Raw genomic sequence first — 25,795 nt, 5'->3', positions numbered from 1 at the left:
GAAAATATTATGTTTTAAACTATGATGTTAAAAATTCACTATTTTTTCACTTTATTTTTGGAAAAATAATCTAATCGTATTTTTTCTCTTGGAAAGTTATAGTGAATGATGTTCCCTGACTTCGATCTAAATAAATTTCACCATCAATTTGATCAGTTAAACTGTTTACAATTTGTAAACCCATTGATTTTGTATTCTGGAAGTCCAATTTTTCTGGAAAACCGATACCATTGTCTTCCACAATTAATTCATATAAATTCTCTTTTTCATGGAAATTAATGGTAATCTTTCCACACCTACCTTCAGGAAATCCATGTTTCAAGCTGTTGGTTATGAGTTCATTGATAATGAGGCCTAAGGGTATAGCCAGGTTTATATCTAGAAATATTGCATCCAGATTTATTTCCAGCTTAATTCGGGCTGAATCATCTACATAAGCATGGAATAATTCGCTGCTCAGTGTGCGAATATAATCTGAAAAATCTATTTTTTTTAAATCTACCGATTGATAAAGTCTTTCATGAATAATAGCCATTGAGCGTGCCCGTTTTTGGCTTTCTTTGAAGATTTCCTGGGATTCCTTATCTTTTATATATGTCGACTGAATATTCAAAAGACTAGATATTATCATTAAATTATTTTTAGCACGGTGATGAATCTCTTTGAGAAGCAAGTCCTTTTCTTCTAATGACTTTTCTAATTGTTTAACTAGTTCTTTCTTTTTAGTAATGTCATAACATGAACCTATATAACCTGCAAAATCACCATCAAGGTCATAAAATGGCATTCCTAAATCTAAAATCCAACGATATTCTCCAGTATTATGAAGTAATCTATATTCCATTTCAAATTGCTTTCTGGCCTTAAAAGAAGTGAGATAAATATCAAGGCACCGATCAAAATCATCTTTATGAACTCCTTTAGTCCATCCATCTCCAAATTCTTCTTCAATGGTTCTACCAGTGAATGCAAGCCAATTTTTATTAAAATAATCACATTTACCGTCGGTGTTTGCACGCCATATAAGTGCTGGAAACTCTTCAAATAAATTTATAAAAAAATCACGAGATGTTTCAAGGTCTTTTTTTATCTTTTCACCATCAGTTTCTAATTTTTCCAACTCAAAAATTCTTTTTTTAAGTCCTGCAATTTCAAAAAGAAGCTGTTCATTGGTTTTTTTATCACCCATAGAAATCCCCCGAATTTTTATTTCAAAACCCCTGAATAATTTTAAATTATAATATATTTTGTTTTATTTACTATATTAATTAATAATAAAAATCAGTTATCTGATATTTTAATGAAATTTCTAAAATTAGATAATTTTATATATTAAAATTTTTACTAATTTTATATTAAAAAATTTATTCCATTTTATAATTTTTATTTAAAATCATTGCTGAGAATTAAATGTAAAAGAATATATGGTATGTTAATTAAATATGGAATAATTTATTTTAAGGATTTTAATGCTTATTTTAAGCTTACAATTTTTAATTTCCAACTAATTATTAATTAATTAAGAATTTAATGTGATATTATGGAGACACTACATAGAATAACCATTATAATGGTAGTACTAATTACATCAATTATAATGTTACAAGGTACAATTAATGTGGATGCCCATCAAGGCCCACCCACAAAAATTATCGGCTCAGATAATAAAGGCGTAGTTACTAAGATTACTTATTCAAATTCCAGCAATTCCACCAAAAAAATAGCGGTGGTAACTGGAATGCATCCTCGAGAAGTATCAGCTAAAAATATCGTGCCGCAAGTTGTAAAATCATACACTAAAAATCACGATGTGGAAATTGTTAATTACAAAATAAATGTTACTGCCTATCCAGAAAACTTCTATACTGGTCGTAACAATGGTGAATACCTCGTGGCTAAGTATGTAGTCCCTGATATTAAAAAATCAAAATACAGCTTGGTAATAATTTGCCATGACCATGAAGAGGGTTATGGTGAGGGATATTACTTTGCTACTCCCAGTATGGATACCAAATCCATGGAGATAGCCCAATCAATGCGTTATATTTTAACAGATTTCAATTTCTGTACCCGGGATTTAAGCAAAAAAGCAGATAGTACCTCCATTGAGAGGGTGGATGACCCTATAGTGGCCACTGGAACTCCTTTAATTGTCTATGAAATCCCAGAATGGCTTGGAAAAGCAGATGTTATGCATAACACAACCCGATTACTGGACAGTGCTTTCAAGGTTATTTAATATTTTCTTATTTTCTTATCTTTTTTAAAAAAATAATCTTAAATATTTATTTATCAAAATATAATGATCTTTTAATTGTTTATTATCTCAAAAACGCTGAAAAGGTTATTATCACTTAATTATTTTTTTATTTTCCGCTCTTTTTCTTCTTCATCTTTCGAGTCATACTAAAAGATTTAAAAAAATATTTTAATAAAAATAATAGAAATTAATCATCATAACGAGGTTTATTAGAGTAAACTAAATTACCACCACAACCACATACTTGTGAATCTTCAGGGCCCAGTTGATGATCTAATTTATAATACACCGGACACTTGTCACAGAGGAGATATCCAAAATCACCTGATTTTTTCGGTGAAAAGTTTCCCATGTTCTGGTTCATATTAAAACCATAAGTTTTACCCATTACTTTTTGCATGGTCTTTTCCCGGTACTTTTTGGAAACTGCAGATTTAATAATAATTTTAGATCCTTTAAATATTTTTTTGACCGTCTGCACTTTTTTATAGTGGGGAGATAATTCCCTACCACATTGAGAACAGTAAGTGGATAAAGGCCTATTCTGGGCCCCACAGTAGGGACATTTATTGAAGTTGGTGTTTATTTTTACCATAATTTCCCTCTAAAACTATATCATAAGTCTGTTTTATGGCCATTAATATTTTAAATATTCCCCTATTTTGAAACAAAATAATTTAATTCAATACCAATTCACCTAAAACATCACTTAAATCAATGTATTCAATATTAGAATCACCATCAATGGCTGATTTAAATTCATCATCATACCCATTAATTATAACCAAGCCTTTAACTTTCTCACCAGTGGATAAACGGTCCCTGGCCCATCCCATATATTCTGAGATTTGATTAAAAGTGGCTTTAGAAGCTCTGCTATTTTTTAATTGGATTAGTACTAAATTCCCGGTTTCTTTGTCTTTAGTTAAAATATCAATTCTTCCACCGGCACCCTTACAAACAACCTGTCGGTCAATTGTTTCTAGATTATATCCTAACTTTTCCAGAATGTTGATGTTTTCATATAATTCTTCCACTAAATCGTATTGTTTCTTAAGATCATCAATCGTTTCCTGTATTTTAAGATCATCTAAATCAAAATCAGGGTTTCTTTCTTTGAATAATCTCATTAAATGCTCCCAATGCCTTTGATCAGTTTTATAGGTTAAACGGTTGAAATTAGAAGTTAGAGCATTCCATCCCTCTAAATACTCCTCATTTTTCATTTCATTTAAGCTAATAGAATTTTCAAACTTGAATAAAGGTTTATAGTCACATCCATAAGTCAATCCATGTTCGAAGGCATATTCATCATCTTCAATGGAATAAGCATGGCTGGTGGCCATTAAGAGATATTTTAAATCTTGATAGGTGACTCCTTCTTTTTTACCGGCCCGGTATACAAGGATTAAATCTCCAAAACGAGTATCTTTATGAGAAGTCCACCATCCCCCGGATTCCAGTGTTTCTTGTGGTTCTAAAGATTCTTTTTCGCTACCATCTTCATCCAGGAAATTTTCAGGTTTGGCTACCCATTGCCAGTGCACCGGTTTTTTGCGGGGTTTTAATTTAACTGGTCCTTTATTCTTCTTAATATTAGAAATATATTCTTTTACTCGGCGGGCAATCAATTTGCTGTCGCTGATGTCATTTTTTTCTACAATTTCTACAAATTGTTGATAAGCTTCTTGTGACTCTTTTGGCTTGTTTATACGTTGAAGAATAATCCCCATTTGATAATATGCATCATAATATTCCGGGTCTACTTTTAAAACTTTTTCAAAGAAATTTAAGGCTTCTTCAAAATTCTTGGATTCCTTCTCTAGAATAGCCATGTTAAAGTTAGGTAAAATAAACCCCGGGCTATAAATTAATGCTTCTTCAAAACATGGCCGAGCATTATCATAATCTTCCAGCCGCATGAAGACAAATCCTTTATAATTTAGAACCTCAGGATTATTTGGTTCAAGTTTTAAAGCATCATCAAAGCATTTAAGAGCGTCACGGTATTTGGCCAAGTTATATAATGCATCCCCTCGGTGGAAGAGCGCGTCTGGGTATAGGAATTCATCTTCAGGATATTTTTCAAAGTAATAAAGTGATTCGGAATACAATCCCATATTAAGTAAAAACCTTCCCTTAAGATATAAACCATCCGAAAAATTATTTTCTAATTCCAAAACCTTCTCAGCAGCCTGTAATCCATCTCTAAATTCATTTAATAATAGTAAAATCCAGGCCTTCTTAGCCCAAGCTTCAGTGTCTTCTGGTTCTAGCTCGATAGCTTTTTCTATTGATTGAAGGGCCATTTCATCTTCTTCTAAATTAATTAAGGTCACGGCCTTCATGAACCAGGCATCCTGGCAGGTGGGATTATCTTCAGTGAGTTTTTCAAAATATTCCAATGCTTCTTCGAATTCTTCTTCATTAAAAAAATCCATAGCTTCATCAAAATACTGTTTTTTATCCATTTATTCATCTCCTATAAGCGTAAATGTGAGTTATTTTTTAAATTTAAATTTAAATTTAAATCGTAATTAATTTGTATAAATTGTGATATTATGAAATTTTAATCTAATTAATTTTTTATAAAATATTAATTGAAATTTGATCTATTAATTAGTTGTAATTATACCTGAATTTAAGTTTTAATCTAATAATTAGTTATAATCAATAATAAATTTGAGATCGAGATATAATAAGTATAATATATTTAATTTAAGTTGGTATTCCTAATAATCCTGGAATGAACCGTAAACTTGTAATAACAATGGCCATACCTATCCCGCCAATTAAACCAGTTATGAACCTTAAATTATTATTACTCTCCCTATGATTAAGGTATTGAGTAAGCCCATCTATAAATGTAGGTATTATCATTAAAAACCCCATTATTAAAAGTAATGGATTGAAAACTGGGTTAAAAATCATAACCAGACCTATCACTGAGAAACTTCCCAAGTATATACCTGTGCACCGTGCACAAACAGGAAACTGATGACCTTTTATTTTAAATGAACGCTCAGGAAGTCCATGGCAAATTATATGGCCTCTTAAGAACTTTTTTCGGACTATTTTAATTAAGGACATAACAATTATTATATGATTAAAACATATAATACTTATTTATGAAAAGGGAGGTGTGATGCTTGAAAATTATAGATACTCTTGCCGAATTAGGGGCATTTACCATTGGAGTAATAGTCTTGATTATTGCTATACTCATTATTGCATTATTCTTAATTCCGGCCTTTTTAGCTTTAGTAGTTGGATTTGTGTTATTCTTGTTTACTAATCCTGTGGGTTGGGCCCTTCTGGTTATTTTAATAGCTGGTTTTTGCTGTTGTGCCCTTGCTGATTAGAAATAAAAATATTAGAATAAAAGATTAATTTAATTTATTTATTTTTTTTTAAAAAAATGTACTAATAATTGATTTAATGAAATAAAATAATATTAGCTGGAATATATAAAAAAATATATTATCCTTTTAAAAACAAAGAATGAATATTAAATGTAATTATTCAATTTCAACATTGAAATGTTTTTCTTTTTCTAATTTAGGAATTTTAACTTTTAAAATACCATTTTCAAGTTTGGCCGTAGCTTCTTGAGGTATAACCTTTTGAGGTAGAGAAATTTTTCTTTTAATGGTTCCTTCTTGTTTGTCTTTAAAGCTAATTAAATTGCTTTTCAAGTGTTTTTCCATGGTAAAATTTGCTTCAAGTGAAATTTGGGATTCAGTTATATTCAAATTTATGTTCTCTTTTTTTATACCTGGTATCAAAATTTTGACAATAATGTTTTCTGAAGTTTCTTCTACAGTTTTTCCAGGAATTAAGTCGTGTTTAACCATGGATTCTTCCATTTGGAATCTTAAATTATCTAAGTTTTTAGCCCCATCTTTCATAATATCCTTAAGATGACATTTCATATGATTCATATGGTCTCTATGATATTTATGCAAACTATCACCAACCCTATTTTATTATTTTAATAAACTCTTAATATAATTCTTTAATTCAATAATATTAAAATTTTCTATTTAATAATTAGTATTAAATTTAATATATAAATCATCATTAAAATCTTGGATATTTATTTAGTTTAAACAATGATTTATTAATTCTATCATTAAATTAATCCAAGAATTTAAAGCATTATTAGTTTATTTATTTTCAGAGAGATGATCCAATGGCCCCTCCACAAGCTCCAACTATAAAATTAATTGATAGGCCAATTATTATCCCGGCAATTCCAAACATCATGATTGATGAACCGGGCCCTACTCCCAGACTTCCCATGATAAGCATCAATATAATGGACAATATACCTCCAAATACACCTACAAAAGCTCCATTTAGTGCACCTATAATCAGATCTTCACTTAAAATGTAACCAATCCACATAGTTACTATAATTATCCCTAAATATGACCCTATACTTCCAAAGAAGTATCCCAAAACCATACTAAGAATACTGGTTAAAATAGCCCCCCAAAAAACTTCAATATAATGAATAAATCCATCCAAATTAAACATTCTTAAAGCACCTATTATTTATTACATTAATTCTCTAATTCACCTATTTAATCTATTTGAATAGAATTTAATCCATTTATATCCTTCCAAAACGTAATATTGAAATGCCCAGTCCCAGGGCAAGGATAGAAGCAATAATAAAAATTGCAAGCCCTATCTCTGAGAAACCAATTACTGGCATGGGCATTCCTTTATCAGTCTGCAAAATCAGTGATGAACCAATTATTAGTGATGAAATTATGAGTGCTAAGGCCACCCTATTTACCATGGTTTCAAGTTTTGAAGTCAACCTGTCCATTTCTTTATATTGGAGATCGATTTCAATTTTTCCACTTTCCAGTCGAAATAAAAGTCGATTCATGGTTTGAGGCAAGTCCTTTAGTAAATGCTCGATTTCAAATAGATACTGTGTTTGATAGTCTAAAAATCTCATGGGACTTAACTTCTTCTTTAAAATTTTTTTTATAAGAGGCTGTGCCACACTAATACCATTAAAAGTAGGGTCTAAATTCCGACCTAATTCTTCAGCCATGGCAAGCACTCTTCCCAGCAATACAAAGTCCCGGGGAAGTTTAATTTTGTATTTAAATATCATATTAGGCATGCTGAATTCGTTTATCATACCACCAATGTCACTAATTTCAGCACCATAATATTTGTCCAAAATATTCAAAAGATCCAATTTAAGCTCATCAAGTCTGACTGGGTCTTCAATTAACCTCATATAAATCATTTGATTTACCAGACCTTTTATATCATTATTAACCGTGAAAATGAATAGTTCGGCCAGGTTTTCCATAAATTCATTATCCAGACGTCCAGTCATTCCAAAATCAACGAAACATAGCGTATCATTCTCCATCACAAAAATGTTTCCAGGATGAGGATCTGCATGGAAAAAACCATTCAAAAATATCATTTTAAAGTAACATTTCGTACCAATCTCTGCAATTTTTCGCCGATTAATATCCATGTCTGATTCTAAAATTTCGCTGATTTTAACTCCATTAATGAATTCCATGGTCAATATGCGGCTGGTAGAAAATTTACGGTATACTTGAGGTGCATATATGTGAGGATCATCCTCAAACATTGTTCTAAATTTTTCCAGATTTCTGGCTTCCTGGGAAAAATCAATTTCCCTTTCAATAACCGCTTCAAATTCATCAACTATGATTGGAATGTTATAATACTTTAAATTTTTAATTCTTTTATTGGCCTGTCGGGCCAGGTAGCGCATGAGAACAATGTCTTTTTTTATCTGCTCTTCAATATTCAATCTTTGAACCTTAACCGCCACTTCAGTTCCGTCAATCAATCGAGCCCTATGTACTTGGGCAATGGATGCTGAAGCTATTGGTGTCTCTTCAAATTCCTTGAAAAATTCGTCTATAGGTCCTTCTAATTCTTCTTCAATAATAGTCTTAACAGAGTCATAAGGGAAAGGAGGTACTTCATCCTGTAGCTTGGCCAGTTCATCAGCTATATCTTTACCAACCAAATCTGGACGGGTACTTAATACTTGACCAACTTTAATAAATGTGGTGCCCAGCTCTTCTAAAACAAGTCGCAGCCTCTCCGGAGCCGTATCATTTAATTCATCCTCAAAATCATCTCTTCGGGAAAATTTGATTTTGAAACTTTTTTTAATTCCAGATTGTTCCACCAAATTCCCAAACTGATACTTTACCAGGACACGAATTATTTCACTAAGTCTACCTAAATCAGGTTTTTGTTTATCTGGTGGCCCTATAAACATAAATTAAAATATCTCTTAGAAACATATAATACTTTTTATAAGTTATTTATAAATTATTGATTCAATTAACAATCTCTCAAAATGAAAATAAAAATTAAAACTATAAGAAAATCTATAATTTGATAATTTATTTAAATTGATAATTTATTTAAAGTGGGATTCTATGAAGGATTACTCAAAATATTTTTGGATAACTGCAATTTGCCTGGTCTTTGCCGCATTTTTTCCTGCAAAACTAACTTTAAATCCAGAAATGGCTCCTTTATCTGGAATTTTTATCATTCTTTTAGCATTACCTTGTTATTTTGCCCTGTATAAATGGCTGGGCCTTAAAAAAGCTCTGATCTTGATTATTACCCTCAGTATTTATGCTTTTACTATTGAAACCCTAGCCATAATCACTGGTTTCCCCTATTCAAATTTTCAATACACCGAATTAATTGGATTTAAAATTTTAGGGTACACTCCCTACACAGTTCCTTTTGCATATGTTCCTCTTTTCATGGGATGTTTTTATTTAGCATCACTTAAAATCATTAATAAATGGAAAATTATTATCTTATCTACCTTACTGGTACTGGCTGCTGATTTGATTCTTGATCCTGCGGCGGTAGCACTTAATTTTTGGAATTATCAATCGCCTGGATTTTTTTATGGTGTTCCCTTAATGAATTTCATGGGATGGATACTAACTGGTTTTTTAAGCTCTTTAATAACAGTATACATTTTAAGTGATCATATTAATGAGTCTAATAAGCCTAAAGCCATTATATCCAGTTTGTTTTTAATTTTGGTATTTTGGAGTGCAGTTTGCTTTTACCTTTATCTGTTTATACCAGGCATCATAGGCCTAGTTTTCATAGGTTATATATTATATGAAACCCAGGGTAAAGTCGGTGAATTGAATTCTAATTAATCAATAATTATCTATCCATATATAACGTTTTATAAGAAAGATATATCTGATTTAGAACTTTATTTTTCTTATTTGTTCATTTTATAGTCTTTTAATAAATAAATTTAAATTATAGTGAGTTTATAATCATATCAATACTAAAATTTTGATCAAAAATAAAACTATGTCTATACAAATAAATACCTATTAAAAATAAACCAGATGATAAAATGAAAGCAATAGTAGTTGGATCCGGTTTTGGGGGACTTTCAGCAGCAGCCCTTCTTGCAAAAGATGGTTTTGAAGTTACTGTTCTGGAAAAAAATGAGCAAGCTGGAGGCAGAGCCAGTGTTTATAGTAAGAATGGTTATAATTTTGATATGGGGCCTTCGTGGTATTTAATGCCTGATGTTTTTGAAAAGTTCTTTGCGGAATTTGATAAAAAACCCGAGGACTTTTTTGAACTTGATCGCTTGGATCCATCTTATAAGATGTTTTTTGGGAGCGAAAAAGTTGTAGATGTGGCATCAGACATTGAAAAGAACTATGAACTTTTTGAAAGCTTTGAAGAGGGTGGAGCTGAAAAATTAAAAAAATATCTGGAAACATCTAAAGAAATTTATGATTTTTCCATTGACGAAATGCTTTACCGGGATTACAACTCAATTCTGGACTTTATTAATGGACGTTTAATGCTTAAAGGCTATAAACTTAAAATATGGGAGAACCTTCAACACTATGTAAATAACCGTTTTGAAAGTGATGAGGCCCGTAAAATTCTCCAATATTCCATAGGATTTTTAGGTGGATCTCCTGAAAATACGCCTTCATTTTATCACATCATGTCTCACATAGACCTTACCATGGGCGTATTTTACCCTCAGGGCGGTATGAGAAAGATTGTAAGTTCGATTAAAGAGCTTGCTGAATCTTATGGTGTTGAATTTAAATTTAATGAATCAGTTGAAAAGATTGAAGTTGAAGATAAGCAAGTTAAAAGTGTAATAACCAGTAAAGGCATTTATGAACCAGATATTGTATTGGTAAATGCAGATTATGCATTTTCAGAAATAGAACTTCTAGAAGCTGAAAATCAAACTTATGATGAACATTACTGGGATAAAAAAGTAATGGCTCCTTCTGCTTTAGTGGCCTATTTGGGAGTTGATTATGTAGTCGATAAATTAACTCACCACAACTTATTCCTGGATAAAGATTGGGAAGCTGGCTTTGAAACACTCTTCAATCGTGAAAAAGCAGGATGGCCCGAAAATCCATCATATTATGTGAATGTACCATCCCGGACAGACAAATCTGCTGCTCCTGAAGGTTCAGATACACTATTTATTCTGGTACCACTGGCTCCAGGAATTGAAGATACTCCCGCACTTCGAGATAAGTTATACAATAAGATTATGGATGATCTGGAAGCAAAAATCGGAGAAAACATCAGGGATCATATTGTGGTCAAAAGAATATTTGCTTTAAATGATTATAAAGATAGATATAATGCCTACAAAGGCACTGCTTTAGGTCTTTCACATACATTAAGGCAAACTGCTCTTTGGAGGCCTACTCACATGAGTAAAAAGGTTGATAACCTTTATTACTCGGGCCATTACACTCACCCTGGTATTGGAGTACCTATGGTCTTAATATCATCTCAGATAGTGGCAAACGAAATTAAAGATAGGCACGGTTGAAAACTATGAAAATAAATAAAACTATTTACTCCATATTCAAAAAAGGGAGTAAAACATATTTTTATAGCACCATATTCTTCCCAAAAAAGGTTAAGAGGGATGTATTCACACTTTATAGTTTTTTAAGAAAGGCAGATGATTATGTTGATTCCATCCCTCAAGATTCAGATGGATTTTATGCATTTAAAGATCGATACCACGATTCAAAAAGTGGTTCGGTAACTGGAGATGTGGTTATAGATTCATTTAAAGAACTTTCAATACGTAAGAACTTTGAAGACAAATGGGTAGATGCATTCCTAAATTCTATGGAAATGGATATTTATAAATCCACTTATCAGAATCTAGAAGAACTGGAGACCTATCTTTATGGTTCCTCTGAGGTAGTAGGCCTATTTATGGCTAAAATCATGGATCTTCCCCAAGAATCTTTCCAAGCTGCCAGACACCTGGGAAAGGCCATGCAGTACATAAATTTTATAAGGGACATATCAGAGGACATAGAACTGGGTCGGGTTTACTTTCCTCAAGACGATCTAGAATCCTTTGGATTGGAAAACCTGGAAGAGAAAAATACTAGGGTAAATGAGGTAAATTTTAAGGGATTTATTAAAAAGCAACTTGAAACTTATAAAATTTGGCAGAAGGAGGCCGAAAAAGGGTTTGCCCTTATTCCTTATAGGTACTTAATATCTATAAAAACAGCATCAGATATGTACAACTGGACTGCTCGCGAGATAGAAAATGATCCATTTGTAGTTTATAGACGGAAGGTGAAACCATCGGCATCTAAAGTTGTTTTCAATGTATTTTCCAACTCCCTGGGACTCAGTATAAGATAATGATTCTATCTCAAGATAGTAAAAAAATGGTACACCCCTCACTTTAATATTTTTTTTAAAATAAACACCCACACCAGGAAATAAAAACATGAAAGACTTTTTATCATTCCTTTTTAAAGTTTCACGTTTCCGATTCTGGATTTATACAGGTGGAACATATGTAGTTGGATATGCACTGGGCTTTAACGCCTTTAATGATTTTTTTAATCCAGCATACTATCTTTACCTTTTTTATTTTTTCATACCAGCCAATATATTCATTTATGGAGTTAATGATTACTGGGATAAAGAAACTGACGATTTGAACCCCAAAAAGGATGAGAAGGAATACCGTGTCACTAATTCAGATAAAAAAAACCTTTTAAATGTTATTTATTTAGTAACTGGGTTTAGTTTAATATTAATGTTATTCCAGGACATTCCTGAGAAGATAATATTCTCTTTATTTCTCATATTGTCCTACTTTTACAGTGCTAAACCACTGAGGTTTAAAGAAAAACCATTTCTTGACTTTTCTTCTAACTATTTGTATGTAATACCGGGAATATTTGCCTATTACCTGGCTTCAGGTTCTATTCCATCCGTTATTATATTAATAGGGGCTTATTTACATATATCCGCCATGCACATATTCTCGGCCATACCAGATATTAAATATGATAAAGCAGCCAACATAACCACTACACCAGTTTTTATTGGTGAAAAGGCATCACTTATTCTATGTTTAATTTTCTGGTTAGGATTATCAATAATTGTGGTATCCTTAGCAGGATATTATCTTTTAAGTTTCTTGGTATTTTTATATCCTCTGTTCCCACTTATTCTACTTCTAAAAAAGAATATAAAAATAATAGATGTTTACTGGTATCTGCCTTATGTTAACACTATTTTAGGGGGGATATTATTCACTTCCCTGGTGGTTTACAAACTATTTTTCCTGGGATGAACAAAATAGTTCATATTAAAAAAAATCATAGAATAAAATATCTGTTATTAATAATTTATTAAAACCTTTTTGATATTGCTTAAGCAAAAAAAATATAATAAATCAATTTATACTTTTAATAATCTCAAAAACTAATAAGAGGAGTTATTTTTAGATAAACTATCTATTAAATGTTAAATATTATAACCTTAATGTCTAACTCCCCTTCCTCTTTTACTTCCAGCTTTCCTATAACGTTTCTTTTGTCTAGTTCTTCTGTTAGTTCCTTTGATTTTTGACATTTTACCACTCAATATATAATATTTGTTTTTAATTTATGTAAAGATTATCGTTTATTCATGATTCATTACTTTTTATTAAATCATCCTTAATTATAAATCTTAAAATTAACATATAATTTATTAATTAACTTTATTTATTATAAAGGGGTTTTATTTTGACTGAAAAAACTAAAATTGCGGTTGTTGGTGATGTTACTAAAGATTGGTTAAAATGGGATAATAAGGATTCAAAGGGTTATCCATATGAACAAACCAATCGAGAAATCTACAAAGAATATGACATTAAGTATCAGATGGGAGGGGCCATACTTATTGCAAAAATGATTAATGAAGTTAAAAAAGATCACATTAAATTGATTCAATACGACGAATCAAAAATAAAAAACGAAATTGATATGGGTCATTCTAAAGATCTAATCAATAGTATGTGCATTCTGGAAAGGTATAGTCCTTCTAAAGATAAATATAATGAAAAAAATTTGGTAAGAATTTTTTCAGGGTTTAAAAAACCAGAGAAAATCATAAAACCTGAACTTAATTATCCCGATAACGAAAGTCCTCCCAATGTAGTAGTAATACATGATGATAATAAATATTTTAGGGATTCAGAAAATCTCTGGAGTCAATTTCAAAATTCAGATTGGATAAATAGTTTATTTATACTTAAAATGAGCCGACCTTTAGTCCGCGGCGATTTATGGGAATCTTTAAAAAATCAAGCAAATTTAATAGTCATCATCAGAGCAGATGATTTACGAGAAAAAGGTTTAAGAATAAGTAGAAGTTTATCCTGGGAACGTTCCGCATATGATTTTTTAAATGAAATGGAGAAAATTCGGAAGGGAGAAGGTAATTCACATATTAAAGATATTAGTCAATGCAAAAATTTGATTGTTCGTTTTGGAGTAGATGGTGCCATCCTATATCAATTTGATGGAGAAAAAGCAAATTATACCCTATTTTTTGATCCTGAAGTTTTAGAAGGAGCACTGGAACAAAGATATAATGGTCATTATATGAAAGGATTACGTAGTGCCTTTATTTCAGGATTAATACATGAAATTCAAAACAATCCATCAAATTATAGAGATAAATTAATTGAGGGGATTAAAAAAGGAATAATATCCAGTCGTAATCTTCTTGAAATTGGTTTTATTATAGATGAGACTGAGAAAATGAATTATCCTTTCCCAGAAATGTTTAAAAATCTTGATGAAGATAAAGGAAAAATTCAAGATGTGGAATTTGTGGATAAGTTAAACTGGAAAATTATGGAACAAAAACTAAAAGGAGAAGACGAGGTTTCTAAAGCAGCGGGCCAATATGTAAAATCTAAAGAGAGCGTTTTATTACAGTCTCCTATTGCTGAGTTTGGGGAATTGCGTACGGTTGATAGAAAAGAAATTGAAAGCTTTCATAATAGTAGAAACCTTATACTGGACTATTTATCTAAAAAGAACATTAAAGAGCCCCTTTCCATAGCAGTTTTTGGACCTCCGGGGTCTGGAAAATCATTTGGTGTTACTCAAATTGCAAAAACTATTTCTAAGGATATAGAACCTATAGAATTTAATTTGTCTCAATTTCAATCGCCCAGTGATTTGTTCAGCGCTTTCCACATCATTCAGAGTACATCACTTACAGGTAAAACACCATTAGTATTTTTTGATGAATTTGATTCTGATCTGGATAATGTTCCTTATGGTTGGTTAAAATACTTTTTAGCCCCTATGAATGATGGTACTTTTAAACAAGGAGAGATAATTCACCCTATTGGAAAATGTATTTTTGTTTTTGCCGGAGGCCGGAACAAAACCTTTGAAGAATTTGATAATGATAAAGATAAGGACCAGGTCAAAGGAGCCGATTTCATAAGTAGGTTACGAGGATATGTTGATATAGCTGGTATTGATAAAAAAACAGAACATGATTACCTTTACATGATAAGAAGGGCCATGGTATTACGATCTATTTTAGAGAGAAAAGCTAAAAACATCTTTTTAGAATCAGAAGCAAATATTGATCCTTCCGTATTAAATGCATTAATTAAAGTTCCAGAATATAAGCATGGGGTTCGATCCATGGAAGCTATAATTGAAATGAGTATACTCTCTAATATGAGACATTTTGAAAGATCAGCACTTCCAGCTTCTGAACAATTAAAATTACATGTAGATGCTTTTGAATTTAAAAAATGTCTCAATGAAAAGTTTAATTAGAAAAAAAGAATTAATTGATGCAGGGTTTATCACTGAATAAAGTTAAGGGAGTACATTAAATGCAAGAAAAAAAACCTAGGCCTTACCGTTTTACAGAATCAGTTAGTGAAGAATTAGATGTCGCATTTAAAAACTTAGCAGCAGAAATAATGAAGGACGGTGCCCTATCATCCAAAGATAAATCACTTATAGCCTTAGCATGTGCGGTGGCCATAAAATGTGAACAATGTGTAAATGCCCACAAAGAAAATGCTCTTTTGGCAGGGGCCAGTATAGATGAAATTAAAGAAGCCGCTGCCGTGGCGGGCCAGGTACGATTGGGATCTGGATTCACATTTGCATCATTTGTACTTGATGAATGATTGAAATATTCTTCTTTATTTTTTTTATTAATTAAGATATTCTTTTATTAATTTTGTGATTTTTTTAAAATAAGTAACTTTTTTCAGGAATTATATTCTAAGATTATTTTAAGGAATGCCATTCTTATTTTAAAAAAGATAATTATCTAATTAAATAATCTTTAAATATTAACCATTTATTTGTATTCGTGATCATTAATCCGGAAATATCCACAAAGATTAAAATATGAAGATAAAGTATATTTGATACTCTGATTACTTATAAAAAATATTTAACAATAATAAATTTATTAATTAGCTAAAACTTGAGATGATTTGCAATGATTAAAATGAAATGTGGGGATATTTATTTCAATCTTCAAAGAGAAAAAAGAGAGACTATGAACATTTCTGTGGAACCCAGTGGAGCAATTAATGTCCTGGCGCCTCAAGAAATTACCATTAACGAATTAAACCAGTTTATTGATAATAAAAAGCATATAATTTATAAATCTATGCCAAAATTGAAACCTGAATCTAATGTTAAAAGGGAAATAAAAAATGGCCAAGTATTTTTGTATTTAGGAAAATCCTATAAATTAAATATTAAAAAAAATCTAAAACAACCCCTCTCTCTCAGACAAGGTCGTTTTCATCTGGATAGAGATTATCAGGACCAAGCCAGAGAATATTTCATTAAATTCTATAAAGATAAAGCCCAGCAACATATCCAACAGAGAATAGATTACTTCCAGGCCCGATTAGGAGTTTCACCAGATCCTATAAGGATTATGGGACTGGATAATCACTGGAGTTCCACTTCAGATAAACACTTGAATTTTAATTGGAGATTAATTATGGCTCCCATGATTATAATTGATTATGTGATAGTACATGAGCTAGCCCATTTAATAGAAATTAAACACAACGAACGCTTTTGGGAAATTGTGGAATCTGTTATGCATGACTATCAATCAAGAAAAGATTGGTTGAGAACTAATGGGTCTGATTTGGATTTATAATTGTATTCTTTAAAAAATTCTATTATTAAAAATTAGAAAATAAATTTAAAAATAATAAAATAATTAAAGTATTTCCCGGTTTATACCGTTTTAGGAATTAAAAACTCAGCAATACCATATCCTTCCTTTTCATCCCAATTGTATTTAGAAAGGGTTTCTATGAGAATCATCTTCTCATCTACAGGAATCATTCCAAATCTAACTACTTCTCCTTCAATGGAATATTCAGAACCTTTTTTATCTAATAAGGCCATGGAAAAACACGAAGGAATTCCATTATTAAATTCTACATCAATGTCGGACTTTATCAGTGGTTCATTAACTGAATCAGTATATAAGTATCCGGCATCAATATCTCCCTCTTCAACTGATAGTTTGGTTATATTAAAAGCTTCTTCTTGAGAAAACTCGGCATTAATCCACATCCACATCTTGGGAGATCCCCAGGCCCGTATACCTCGGCTTAAATCTCTCTCACCTAATGCGTCAATTTTCAATACTTGACCATCAATTTCAATTGTTCCCTGAGCTTTTCCAAACTGTTCGTAATGCTCCGAAGCCACATTAGATGACATTTCAGTTTCTTTTTCATCCACACATTCCACGTAATCCATGATGGGGTTTAATGCTTCCCAAGTTACGTCCATTTTAATTATAAACTGCGTTTTCTCTACGGGATTAAAAATTGAACCATCATACTTGAGTCTCCATTGGCCCGTTTCCATCTCCTGATACTCTAAACCAGCAATACTTAATGGTTTATCATCACAAGGAGTCTCTAATTTAATCCCAGCAGTCATGGTGGAAGACATTAGATAGAAGAACATTGATTTTTCATTTTTATTGATCTTGTTTCCGATACGCATAAAGGCCGTTAAATCGTTTTTTTTGTCGTGAAAATTAAAATAATAGCTTTCATTCCATTCTTCATGTTTTTTTAGAGTTTTTAGATCAATTTCCATATAATCCCCATTTAATAATAATTACAATATTGTAAGTTTTTGAATTAATCTTTAATAATTAAAATGATTTCAATTATTTATAATGGTATTTATTTTCAGTTTTTAATTCCCCCCATTAACTTAGGGAAATTATATTATAATTTTATTATACCGATTTTGGAATTTTTGATTTGAGGTACATAATTTTATTTTCATCTATTTAAATGAAATTAATACAATAATTTAATATTAATTAAATCCATCTATTAAATATAGAAATTAAACTTAATTTTAATTAACAATGGTATAAAATATTATCAAAGGGGATTTAAATGAAATCTGTATATTGGGAAGGAAAAAATGTACTAATTACTGGTGCCGGGGGCTTTATTGGTAGTCATCTGGCAAGAAAACTAATTGATCTTGGAAGCTTTGTTCGTGCAGTTGATATTAAATGGGATGGATATCTGGAAGAACCCTACTACTGCGAGAAATTGACTCTTGATTTAAGAGAAAAAGACAATTGTATACAAGCTGTTAAAGATATGGATTATGTATTTAATTTAGCAGCTAATATGGGTGGGATCGGTTTTATTTCGGAAATTGGTGCTGATGTCCTGCATGATAATGTTTTAATTAATACCCATATGTTACAAGCCGCCCATGAAAATAATATTAATCGTTTATTTTTCTCCTCATCGGCCTGTATCTATCCAACATATAAACAAAATAATCCAAATGATGTGAGTTTAAAAGAGGAAGACGCATATCCTGCAGATCCTGATGATTTTTATGGATGGGAAAAATTATACACCGAAAAGATGTGCGAAGCCTATAACCGGGATTATGGTTTAGACGTGCGAGTGGGAAGATTTCATAATATTTATGGTCCAGAAGGAACTTACCAGGGCGGTAGAGAGAAATCTCCGGCTGCTTTATGTCGAAAAGTGGCTTTAGCCTCTGACCCGGGTGAAATTGAAATATGGGGTGACGGACACCAGAGCAGATCCTATTGTTTTATTGATGATTGTGTGGATGCAATATTGAAATTAATGGAATCTGATCACATTGAACCAATAAATATTGGTACTGATTTTCTGGTTACCATAAATAAACTTGCAGATATAATCATTTCTATTTCAGGTAAGGATATTGAGAAAAAATATGATCTTAGTGCTCCTCAGGGAGTTCGAGGTCGAAATGCTGATTTAACATTGGCTAAAAAAATTCTTAAATGGGAACCAAAAACCAGCCTGGAAGATGGATTAAAAGAAACTTATTTCTGGATTGGTAATCAATTAAAGAATGATTTTAAATAAGCCTTTTATAAAATGGCGGATTCAGTATTTAAAATTAATAATTAAAATAAATATATTGTTGAATTTCTCATAAGAAATATTCCTTCTACAATATAATTTATTCTTTTTTAATTATTCTTTTTTATAGACCACACCTTCATTACCATCAATAACTAAGTTTTCACCTGTTTTGAAAATTTTAGTAGCTCCTTTAACCGCAGTTACAGCAGGTATCCTATATTCACGTGAAATAACCGCACCGTGGGATAATATTCCTCCAGTTTCCGTGATAAGGCCACCTATCTTGGAAAATACAGCAGTCCAGGCCGGATCGGTGTTACTGGTTATAAGAATTTCATTATCTTCCAGTTTTGACAATTCTTCAATGGATTCCACTACTCTTGCTATGCCCTGGAATGTTCCAGGACTGGCAGCAGCTCCATAAATAGCATTCTGACCATATTCCATTACTGTATCGTCAAATTCTATCCCATTTTTTAAGAATTTAGGTGGGAGTGACGATTTATAGCGGTAGAATTCCTTTTTCCTTTTTAGAATTTTATCTCTTAAATCAGGAAGAATATCATTGTATTCTTTTTCTGATGGAGTTTCTTTGAAAAATGAGAATAATTCTACTTCAAAAAGGAAGAAAACATCATCTATTTCATCAATAATATTCCTAGCCATCAATCTCCTTCCCATTTCTCTCAGGATCAATCTCTGACGGAAAAGCAGGTGATCGAGGTAGAATCTCTGATTTTCCCGGAAAGTTAAGTAGGTCTGGGCAAGATTAAGCACCACCCCAAATAGCCTGGCCTTGATGAACCCACCTTTTTGTTTTTTTATTTTCTTGAAGACCTTTTTTTCGGTTTTAAATCTATAGTGACGACTTTCTGATTCCTTTTTTCTTAAATCTAAATCAGAAGATGAAAGTAACTTAATAACTTCTAATACGTAAGCCTTATCTTCCCTCCAACGAGGATAAAGTATTTCTCTAGTATTGGAACGGTGCCCATATCTTTTTATAAATGAATTAAATTCTTTTTTGAATTTTGAATTAAAAGAGATAAGATTTTCAAGTTCTCTTTCACTTAGCGTGCTTAAATCATCAATGGAATTTATTTTGGTTAATAAATCCGGGTTTTTTCTTAAAATTTTGGCCAAATCCGAGAATCTAATATTCATTTCCACCGTTTTATTATCGTCTAAACCAGAGATTAAGCCAGCATATAGAGTACCATTCTTATCATCCAACCATTTTACCAACCAGTTTTTAACCATTAAGTTAGTGGCTATGGAATGGGAGACCATACCGTATCGTATGAGTTGATAGTGTTTAATTCCTGAAGTTTCAATATCATTATAAAAAGCTGCCAGTTCTAAGTTATTTAGCAGAGTTAAATCTGTTTTATCAAATTTTTTACATTTTTTCATGAAACCTTTAGCCCATTTTCGATAGGCCTTATCAGTTTTATGCATCATACCGTCCGGGTCCCGGATAGCCACTAAAATCTGGGAGAGTAATGTTTTATGTAAACTGGATGGATACTGGGAAATTCTTTCCTGGTCTTCTAAGGGGAAATAATTTAATAACTCTTTAGATCTGGCAAATTTAGGATAATAGGAGAATGCTTTTTCTAAAACCCAGCTATTAAAATAAACCCTTGATTTGTGAAGCTTTAATAGTTTAGTGTCTGTTATTTCTTTATAGCCCATTATGCAGGCCCCTTCATGGTTAACGTAATCAGTGAGCATTTTACCCATGACATCGTAAAAGAGAGGAGTGGTGGCATCGGCCCAGTACTCGTCCCCATAGGCCCGGCTCCATAAGATATCATCTTTTTCAGAGGTATCAGTGAGGGTGGTTACTGGTCGTGATTGGAGGATATAGATATCTGGGTTTTCTGTTTTGTTACATTCCAAAGCCCATTCAATATCCTGGGGAAGATTAAAGAATTTTTCCAGCTCCAAAGCAGATTTTAGTAATTTTTCCAGAATTTTTTCATTGAGGCTTGATTTTTCCCTTTTTTCCACACTTATATCAATTAAAGTATTGCTCCCATCTTCAAGGAAATATCCCTTCTTTTTTGTTTTAATATTTTTTTCAATGATATTTCCATCTCTTCCTAAAACAAAAATATCAGGGGTTACTATTCCGGATGCAATAGCTTCACCCAGGCCCCAGGAAGATTCAATAACAATATCATTCCTACCATTTACTGGATTGGCGGTGAAAGTTACTCCACTGATATCTGCATTGACCATTTTTTGTACCAATACAGCTATTCCAGCCGCTGTCATTTCACTGTCTAAGTGTCCAATGGAAGAATCGTGTCGGTATTTTACCGCACGATCAGTCCAGTAAGAGGCCCAACAATCAACGATATTCGCTAGAATATCTTCCTTTTTCACATTCAAAAAACTGTCCAGTTGCCCGGCAAAACTGGCATCGGCCAGATCTTCAGCCACGGCCGATGATCTCACGGCATAATATCCTTCCGGGAGATTTTTTATGCTATTGTTAATTTCTAAAAAAAGGTTTGTTGGTAGTTCTTCTGATTTTATTATGCTTCTAATGGAAGAACATCCAGAAGAGATAGAATTTTCATCTTTAAAATCAATAGAATCAAGTATTTTAGATATTTTACCTTCTAATTCCTTTTTAATAAAAAAATCATAGGCATCAACCGAGACAATGCATGCTGGGGGAATATTAAAACCTGCTTCTGACATTTTTCCCAAATTAAGGGCCTTGCCTCCAATTTTTTCAATAGGAAGTTCTTTTTCTCTAAGATCTAGCACATAATGCTGTATATCGGACATGTTATCATTGCCATTATTAATCAGTATAATTTCTGTACTTATTTTAAAATAAGTAGAATATAAAACAATAAGATTTCCTTTTAATAGATACTCGCTATGATTTGAATCTATCACGATGCTATGCCCAAAAATATCTATCAATGGTCAGCCATTTGAGTTAAATTTCAATACATCACATATTAAAAAATAAACTGATAGATGAATCTAAATTATTATAATATTAAAAAATAAAATTTAATTCCTATGGTTTTAATTTAAAAACCATTCATAGGAATATTCATGTAAAATTTAGGCGTATCATCCACCTGCATGGTGGCATTATCTACAGCGAACTCCAGGACGTGTCCACCCTCGGTTTTATTCTGGGAGATAAAATGGAAATGGAAACCAGGATTATTTATACCACCCATATTATTGGGACACCAGAATCCTACAATGGTCCCATTTGTATTATTAAACTCAAAGACGGTCTGGTTTTTTATAACTTCTGATAGGTTTTTATAGGGCGGATTCTGTTCAGGTACGCTTCTGGCCTTTATATGGCTGAAATTTCCCTCTATTTTAATGGCATAGAAGATGTTGGATTGTGGAAAAGTTTTATTTAAAGAATTTTCCAGGTCACTACCATTCGAACTATTTACAATTGTTGTATTATATGCATCAAAGTAAGTCAACATGACAAAAGGTATTTTTTCATAATCAGATGGATTTACAATAGTTCCATTAGATTTAACCTGGTATACAGTATTATTTAATACTATCATTTCCCCATCAAGTTTATTGAAAGTCCCGATACCAAAATCGCCCTGTTTTTTAAGTTGGCTCAGGGTCAGGTAACCATCGTAACCTCCGGCAGACAGGTTCTGGATAGTTGAAACCTGATACAAAGTGTCTTGATCCTCCTGGAGCATAGGTGTAACCAAATAAGAGTTCATCCCTGCCAGTGAAAACATTATTAATCCGATGAAAATGAGAAGCGTGTGTGACATAATATAATATCTATAAATTTTAGTATAAATTATTTATTTTTTGTAAGGAATAATTTGAAGTAACTTTGATTAAAAAAGATTAATTTCCAAAGATCCATCTGTTACCATTGAATGAGTTAACTTAGTAATTAATATACAATTAGCATTTTATTAAATAATTAGCTCGAGAGTATGCTTTAAATCACTAAAAAAAGAAAAAAAAGTTTATTTATTTTTTACTACTTACCATTCCACCAATTACCATGAATAAGGCCAATATTAGGGCCATTAGTGGCATTCCTGTGTGTTGCATGGTTACTGTATTAGTTGCTGAGTTTACTGTATTTTTTGCTGCAGCGACGTGTATAGTTAGGCTTTGAGTATCAGTGTTCAGAGTAGGGTCATAGGTAGTGGTTGATAATTGCGGATTAATCAAGAAACTTCCTGCACGCAGTATTTTAAGGGATAACCACATGTAAGGATCACCTACTGGTACTTCACCGATAGTCCATGTTATGGTTCGAGTTGCAGTATCGTAGGTATAAGTTCCTACATCCACTTTTGCTCCAGCAAATTCTAAACCTTCAGGCACCACATAGGTCATTACCACATTTTTTGCGGTGTCTGGTCCGTGGTTACCCACTTTCAGGGTGTAAATTACAGTGTCACCAACTACCGGGTTGGTTTTATTGGGTGTTATAGTAAGGTACAGGCTGGATTTAGGATTGATAGTTACTTCCGTGTTTACTGCTTGTGCGTCGGTGGTGGCTGTGATGTGTGCTATTCCTGCGGTTTCATCAGCAGTTAGTATAGCCGTGGCGATTCCTCCCGTGGTTTCTTTGTCTATGATTTTAGATCCTATACTCCCTTTGTCTGTATTGAAGGTTACCGGACATCCATCAGGTATATGACCTGTTAGTGGATCCAATGGAGTAATAGTAGTTCCATTAAACAAGTTATTGAAACTGGCCGTAATTTGACTGGTTTCTCCGTTGTTGATAATTGTTGGATTGGCAGCGATAGTCAGGTAAAGCCATGGATTGTAGTCCACCGTACCATTTATTAAAGTAGCAAAATCCGGGTTATTAGAACCCCACCAATTATATTCAACATCAGATTGAACAGATTCTTTGTCGATGTATATGGCATTAGGTGAGTTATTTACTATACGGTTAAAATTCGCCGTTAAATTACCATTGTTGTTGATTCCCCCACCATAAACCATAACTCCTGTTGCAGTGTTGTCTGTTAATGTGGTTTCTCTAATGGTTAAATAATTGTAGTTGTAAATTCCTCCACCATAAACACGGCCCCCAGTGGCAGTATTACCATTTATGGAACTGCTATTAACGGTTAAATCACCGTTGTTGTAGATTCCCCCACCAAAAGCATTTTTTGTTCCAGTGGCAGTATTACCATTTATGGAACTGTTATTGATGGTAATAAATGCACCCCAGTTGTTGATTCCCCCACCATAAATATAATTTCCAGTGGCAGTATTGCCAGTTATAGAACTATTATTAATAGTTAAAGTGCCTAAAAAAGAATGACTAATTCCTCCACCATAAACGCTAGCCCCAGTGGCAGTATTACCTGTTATGATACTGTTATTGATGGTTATAATACCATACTCATTGCTTATTCCTCCACCATCCGCATATCCATCGGTGGAAGTGGCAGTATTACCAGTTATAGTGCTATTGTTGATGATTAAATTCACATCGTTGTAGATTCCCCCACCATAAGCAGTATCTCCAATAACCGTATTTTCTGAAATTATGCTGTTAATGATGGTTAAATTACCGTGGTTATATATTCCCCCACCATAAGCATATCCATCTATGGCGGTAGCGGTGTTCTCGGTTATGGTAGTCTCAGTGATGGTTAAATCACCATTGTTACTGATTCCACCACCACCAGATGAATTTCCGTTTTTCACAGTGAATTTGCTTATGGTGACTTTCATATCCGGATTTATGGTTATGGGTCGCCCAGTATTATTCCCGTCGATAATGGTACCGTTCTGGCTTTCACCTATTAAATTAACATTTTTATTTAATGTTAAGTGTTCCTTATAGGTTCCATCGGCTACATGAACTGTTCCATCATTGTCTACAGCATCTATGGCGGTTTGTATGGTTTTCATGGGCCCGGTGATTCCAATAGTATAAGTGGGAGTGGTTCCATCCCAGGTGTCATTACCATCAGCACCATTAACATGCAACGGTGTGGCCGCATTAGAAGTAGATATGGTAGTTAATGCTACAAAAAGCACTAAACTTAAAATTAGGAAGATTTTATAGTCGAATTTTATAGTTTTTGTTTTCAACTTTTTTTCACCTCCTTTATGCTTATTTTTTTTGATAAAATAAATTATTAAAATTAAAATTATTATTCAAAATTTAAATAAATTTAATTTACTTAATTATGAATTTAAACGAGGTGAAATGAGTTTAATAAAAAATAAATATATTTTCCTCTTATATTATTATAAAATATAAAACTATTATAACTTTCTATTAAAAAAAGACATATAACTATAATTCCAATTAAGAAAAAAAGAAAAAAAAAGGGTTTATTTATTTTTTACTACTTATCATCCCACCTATTACCATGAATAAGGCCAATATTAGGGCCATTAATGGCATTCCTGTGTGTTGCATAGTTACAGTGTTATTTGAAGCGTTTATTGTATTGTTTGTATTATTGTTTGTTGCTGCAGAGGCATGTATAGTTAGGCTTTGAGTATCAGTGTTCAGTGTAGGGTCATAGGTACTGGTTGATAGTTGCGGATTAATCAAGAAGCTTCCTGCACGCAGTATTTTAAGGGATAACCACATGTATGGATCTCCTACAGGTACATCACCAATATTCCAGGTTATAGTCCGAGTAGTTGGGTTGTAGGTGTAAGTTCCTACATCCACATTAGTTCCAGCAAATTCTAAACCTTCAGGCACC

At 32.3% G+C, this 25,795-nt stretch carries 22 protein-coding genes; 10 read left to right on the top strand and 12 right to left on the bottom strand.

Annotation, left to right across the window (positions count from 1 at the left end):
- Positions 1 to 70 precede the first annotated feature (70 nt).
- Positions 71 to 1,189, bottom strand: a complete 1,119-nt coding sequence (locus Q7I96_06790; GenBank protein MDO9627312.1) for a histidine kinase dimerization/phosphoacceptor domain -containing protein — start codon at positions 1,187 to 1,189, stop codon at positions 71 to 73.
- A 351-nt stretch (positions 1,190 to 1,540) separates the two neighbouring features.
- Between Q7I96_06790 and Q7I96_06785 the strand changes: the two genes are divergently transcribed.
- Complete coding sequence (locus Q7I96_06785) at positions 1,541 to 2,239, top strand: hypothetical protein (protein ID MDO9627311.1); 699 nt, start codon at positions 1,541 to 1,543, stop codon at positions 2,237 to 2,239.
- 208 nt (positions 2,240 to 2,447) lie between these two features.
- Here Q7I96_06785 and Q7I96_06780 read toward each other — a convergent pair whose 3' ends face one another.
- The 3 genes from Q7I96_06780 to Q7I96_06770 form a co-directional block, all read right to left on the bottom strand.
- A complete protein-coding gene (locus tag Q7I96_06780) occupies positions 2,448 to 2,855 on the bottom strand; it encodes a zinc-ribbon domain-containing protein (GenBank protein MDO9627310.1) in 408 nt (135 codons plus the stop codon).
- A gap of 82 nt (positions 2,856 to 2,937) precedes the next feature.
- On the bottom strand, positions 2,938 to 4,731 hold the full coding sequence (locus Q7I96_06775) for an endonuclease NucS (protein MDO9627309.1): 1,794 nt from the start codon (positions 4,729 to 4,731) through the stop codon (positions 2,938 to 2,940).
- A 247-nt stretch (positions 4,732 to 4,978) separates the two neighbouring features.
- On the bottom strand, positions 4,979 to 5,350 hold the full coding sequence (locus Q7I96_06770) for a DUF2085 domain-containing protein (GenBank protein MDO9627308.1): 372 nt from the start codon (positions 5,348 to 5,350) through the stop codon (positions 4,979 to 4,981).
- A 59-nt stretch (positions 5,351 to 5,409) separates the two neighbouring features.
- Here Q7I96_06770 and Q7I96_06765 point away from each other — a divergent pair, with 59 nt between their 5' ends.
- A complete protein-coding gene (locus Q7I96_06765; GenBank protein MDO9627307.1) occupies positions 5,410 to 5,622 on the top strand; it encodes a hypothetical protein in 213 nt (70 codons plus the stop codon).
- A gap of 156 nt (positions 5,623 to 5,778) precedes the next feature.
- On the opposite strand, the gene Q7I96_06760 is transcribed toward Q7I96_06765, so the two are convergent.
- The 3 genes from Q7I96_06760 to Q7I96_06750 all read right to left on the bottom strand — a co-directional run bounded on the left by Q7I96_06760 (position 5,779) and on the right by Q7I96_06750 (position 8,558).
- The gene (locus tag Q7I96_06760; GenBank protein MDO9627306.1) at positions 5,779 to 6,225 is read right to left on the bottom strand and encodes an Hsp20/alpha crystallin family protein; all 447 of its coding nucleotides are present in this window, start codon (positions 6,223 to 6,225) and stop codon (positions 5,779 to 5,781) included.
- A 211-nt stretch (positions 6,226 to 6,436) separates the two neighbouring features.
- Positions 6,437 to 6,799: a DUF5518 domain-containing protein gene (locus tag Q7I96_06755; protein ID MDO9627305.1), complete on the bottom strand. Its 363-nt coding sequence runs from the start codon at positions 6,797 to 6,799 to the stop codon at positions 6,437 to 6,439.
- Positions 6,800 to 6,875: 76 nt separating this feature from the next.
- Complete coding sequence (locus Q7I96_06750; protein ID MDO9627304.1) at positions 6,876 to 8,558, bottom strand: AarF/ABC1/UbiB kinase family protein; 1,683 nt, start codon at positions 8,556 to 8,558, stop codon at positions 6,876 to 6,878.
- Positions 8,559 to 8,721: 163 nt separating this feature from the next.
- Here Q7I96_06750 and Q7I96_06745 point away from each other — a divergent pair, with 163 nt between their 5' ends.
- From Q7I96_06745 to Q7I96_06715, 7 genes are all read left to right on the top strand, one after another.
- Entirely contained in the window at positions 8,722 to 9,474 is a 753-nt protein-coding gene (locus tag Q7I96_06745; GenBank protein MDO9627303.1) for a carotenoid biosynthesis protein, read from the top strand.
- Positions 9,475 to 9,683: 209 nt separating this feature from the next.
- Complete coding sequence (crtI, locus tag Q7I96_06740) at positions 9,684 to 11,156, top strand: phytoene desaturase family protein (GenBank protein ID MDO9627302.1); 1,473 nt, start codon at positions 9,684 to 9,686, stop codon at positions 11,154 to 11,156.
- Between the two features lie 5 nt (positions 11,157 to 11,161).
- Positions 11,162 to 11,998: a phytoene/squalene synthase family protein gene (locus Q7I96_06735; GenBank protein ID MDO9627301.1), complete on the top strand. Its 837-nt coding sequence runs from the start codon at positions 11,162 to 11,164 to the stop codon at positions 11,996 to 11,998.
- An 88-nt stretch (positions 11,999 to 12,086) separates the two neighbouring features.
- Positions 12,087 to 12,944 (top strand): prenyltransferase, encoded by an 858-nt coding sequence (locus tag Q7I96_06730; GenBank protein MDO9627300.1) that lies wholly within the window; start codon positions 12,087 to 12,089, stop codon positions 12,942 to 12,944.
- Positions 12,945 to 13,380: 436 nt separating this feature from the next.
- Positions 13,381 to 15,444 carry an AAA family ATPase gene (locus Q7I96_06725; GenBank protein MDO9627299.1) on the top strand — a complete coding sequence of 688 codons (2,064 nt, stop codon included), beginning with the start codon at positions 13,381 to 13,383 and terminating at the stop codon, positions 15,442 to 15,444.
- Positions 15,445 to 15,503: 59 nt separating this feature from the next.
- Entirely contained in the window at positions 15,504 to 15,806 is a 303-nt protein-coding gene (locus Q7I96_06720) for a carboxymuconolactone decarboxylase family protein (GenBank protein ID MDO9627298.1), read from the top strand.
- A gap of 320 nt (positions 15,807 to 16,126) precedes the next feature.
- Complete coding sequence (locus Q7I96_06715; protein MDO9627297.1) at positions 16,127 to 16,807, top strand: SprT family zinc-dependent metalloprotease; 681 nt, start codon at positions 16,127 to 16,129, stop codon at positions 16,805 to 16,807.
- Positions 16,808 to 16,887: 80 nt separating this feature from the next.
- Here the strand turns inward: Q7I96_06715 and Q7I96_06710 are convergent, their stop codons facing one another.
- Positions 16,888 to 17,769: a hypothetical protein gene (locus Q7I96_06710; GenBank protein ID MDO9627296.1), complete on the bottom strand. Its 882-nt coding sequence runs from the start codon at positions 17,767 to 17,769 to the stop codon at positions 16,888 to 16,890.
- Positions 17,770 to 18,080: 311 nt separating this feature from the next.
- Between Q7I96_06710 and Q7I96_06705 the strand changes: the two genes are divergently transcribed.
- A complete protein-coding gene (locus Q7I96_06705; protein MDO9627295.1) occupies positions 18,081 to 19,067 on the top strand; it encodes an NAD-dependent epimerase/dehydratase family protein in 987 nt (328 codons plus the stop codon).
- A gap of 111 nt (positions 19,068 to 19,178) precedes the next feature.
- On the opposite strand, the gene Q7I96_06700 is transcribed toward Q7I96_06705, so the two are convergent.
- From Q7I96_06700 to Q7I96_06685, 4 genes are all read right to left on the bottom strand, one after another.
- The gene (locus Q7I96_06700; protein ID MDO9627294.1) at positions 19,179 to 21,983 is read right to left on the bottom strand and encodes a PEP/pyruvate-binding domain-containing protein; all 2,805 of its coding nucleotides are present in this window, start codon (positions 21,981 to 21,983) and stop codon (positions 19,179 to 19,181) included.
- A 140-nt stretch (positions 21,984 to 22,123) separates the two neighbouring features.
- Positions 22,124 to 22,858 (bottom strand): acetolactate decarboxylase, encoded by a 735-nt coding sequence (budA, locus tag Q7I96_06695; GenBank protein MDO9627293.1) that lies wholly within the window; start codon positions 22,856 to 22,858, stop codon positions 22,124 to 22,126.
- Positions 22,859 to 23,066: 208 nt separating this feature from the next.
- Positions 23,067 to 25,166, bottom strand: a complete 2,100-nt coding sequence (locus Q7I96_06690) for a right-handed parallel beta-helix repeat-containing protein (protein ID MDO9627292.1) — start codon at positions 25,164 to 25,166, stop codon at positions 23,067 to 23,069.
- Positions 25,167 to 25,416: 250 nt separating this feature from the next.
- On the bottom strand, positions 25,417 to 25,795 hold a 379-nt coding region (locus tag Q7I96_06685; GenBank protein ID MDO9627291.1), incomplete at its 5' end, for a hypothetical protein.

This window comes from Methanobacteriaceae archaeon (genome assembly GCA_030656015.1).
Classification (GTDB): Archaea; Methanobacteriota; Methanobacteria; order Methanobacteriales; family Methanobacteriaceae; genus UBA349.
The sequence above is the reverse complement of the archived record's forward strand: the minus strand, read 5'-3'. Positions and strand labels throughout refer to the sequence as shown.

Coding starts and splice junctions, on each gene's coding strand:
- Q7I96_06790 (MDO9627312.1), bottom strand. CDS start 1,189: ATGGGTGATAAAAAAACCAATGAACAGCTTCTTTTTGAAATTGCAGGA.
- Q7I96_06785 (MDO9627311.1), top strand. CDS start 1,541: ATGGAGACACTACATAGAATAACCATTATAATGGTAGTACTAATTACA.
- Q7I96_06780 (MDO9627310.1), bottom strand. CDS start 2,855: ATGGTAAAAATAAACACCAACTTCAATAAATGTCCCTACTGTGGGGCC.
- Q7I96_06775 (MDO9627309.1), bottom strand. CDS start 4,731: ATGGATAAAAAACAGTATTTTGATGAAGCTATGGATTTTTTTAATGAA.
- Q7I96_06770 (MDO9627308.1), bottom strand. CDS start 5,350: ATGTCCTTAATTAAAATAGTCCGAAAAAAGTTCTTAAGAGGCCATATA.
- Q7I96_06755 (MDO9627305.1), bottom strand. CDS start 6,799: ATGTTTAATTTGGATGGATTTATTCATTATATTGAAGTTTTTTGGGGG.
- Q7I96_06750 (MDO9627304.1), bottom strand. CDS start 8,558: ATGTTTATAGGGCCACCAGATAAACAAAAACCTGATTTAGGTAGACTT.
- Q7I96_06745 (MDO9627303.1), top strand. CDS start 8,722: ATGAAGGATTACTCAAAATATTTTTGGATAACTGCAATTTGCCTGGTC.
- crtI (MDO9627302.1), top strand. CDS start 9,684: ATGAAAGCAATAGTAGTTGGATCCGGTTTTGGGGGACTTTCAGCAGCA.
- Q7I96_06735 (MDO9627301.1), top strand. CDS start 11,162: ATGAAAATAAATAAAACTATTTACTCCATATTCAAAAAAGGGAGTAAA.
- Q7I96_06730 (MDO9627300.1), top strand. CDS start 12,087: ATGAAAGACTTTTTATCATTCCTTTTTAAAGTTTCACGTTTCCGATTC.
- Q7I96_06720 (MDO9627298.1), top strand. CDS start 15,504: ATGCAAGAAAAAAAACCTAGGCCTTACCGTTTTACAGAATCAGTTAGT.
- Q7I96_06715 (MDO9627297.1), top strand. CDS start 16,127: ATGATTAAAATGAAATGTGGGGATATTTATTTCAATCTTCAAAGAGAA.
- Q7I96_06710 (MDO9627296.1), bottom strand. CDS start 17,769: ATGGAAATTGATCTAAAAACTCTAAAAAAACATGAAGAATGGAATGAA.
- Q7I96_06705 (MDO9627295.1), top strand. CDS start 18,081: ATGAAATCTGTATATTGGGAAGGAAAAAATGTACTAATTACTGGTGCC.
- budA (MDO9627293.1), bottom strand. CDS start 22,858: ATGTCACACACGCTTCTCATTTTCATCGGATTAATAATGTTTTCACTG.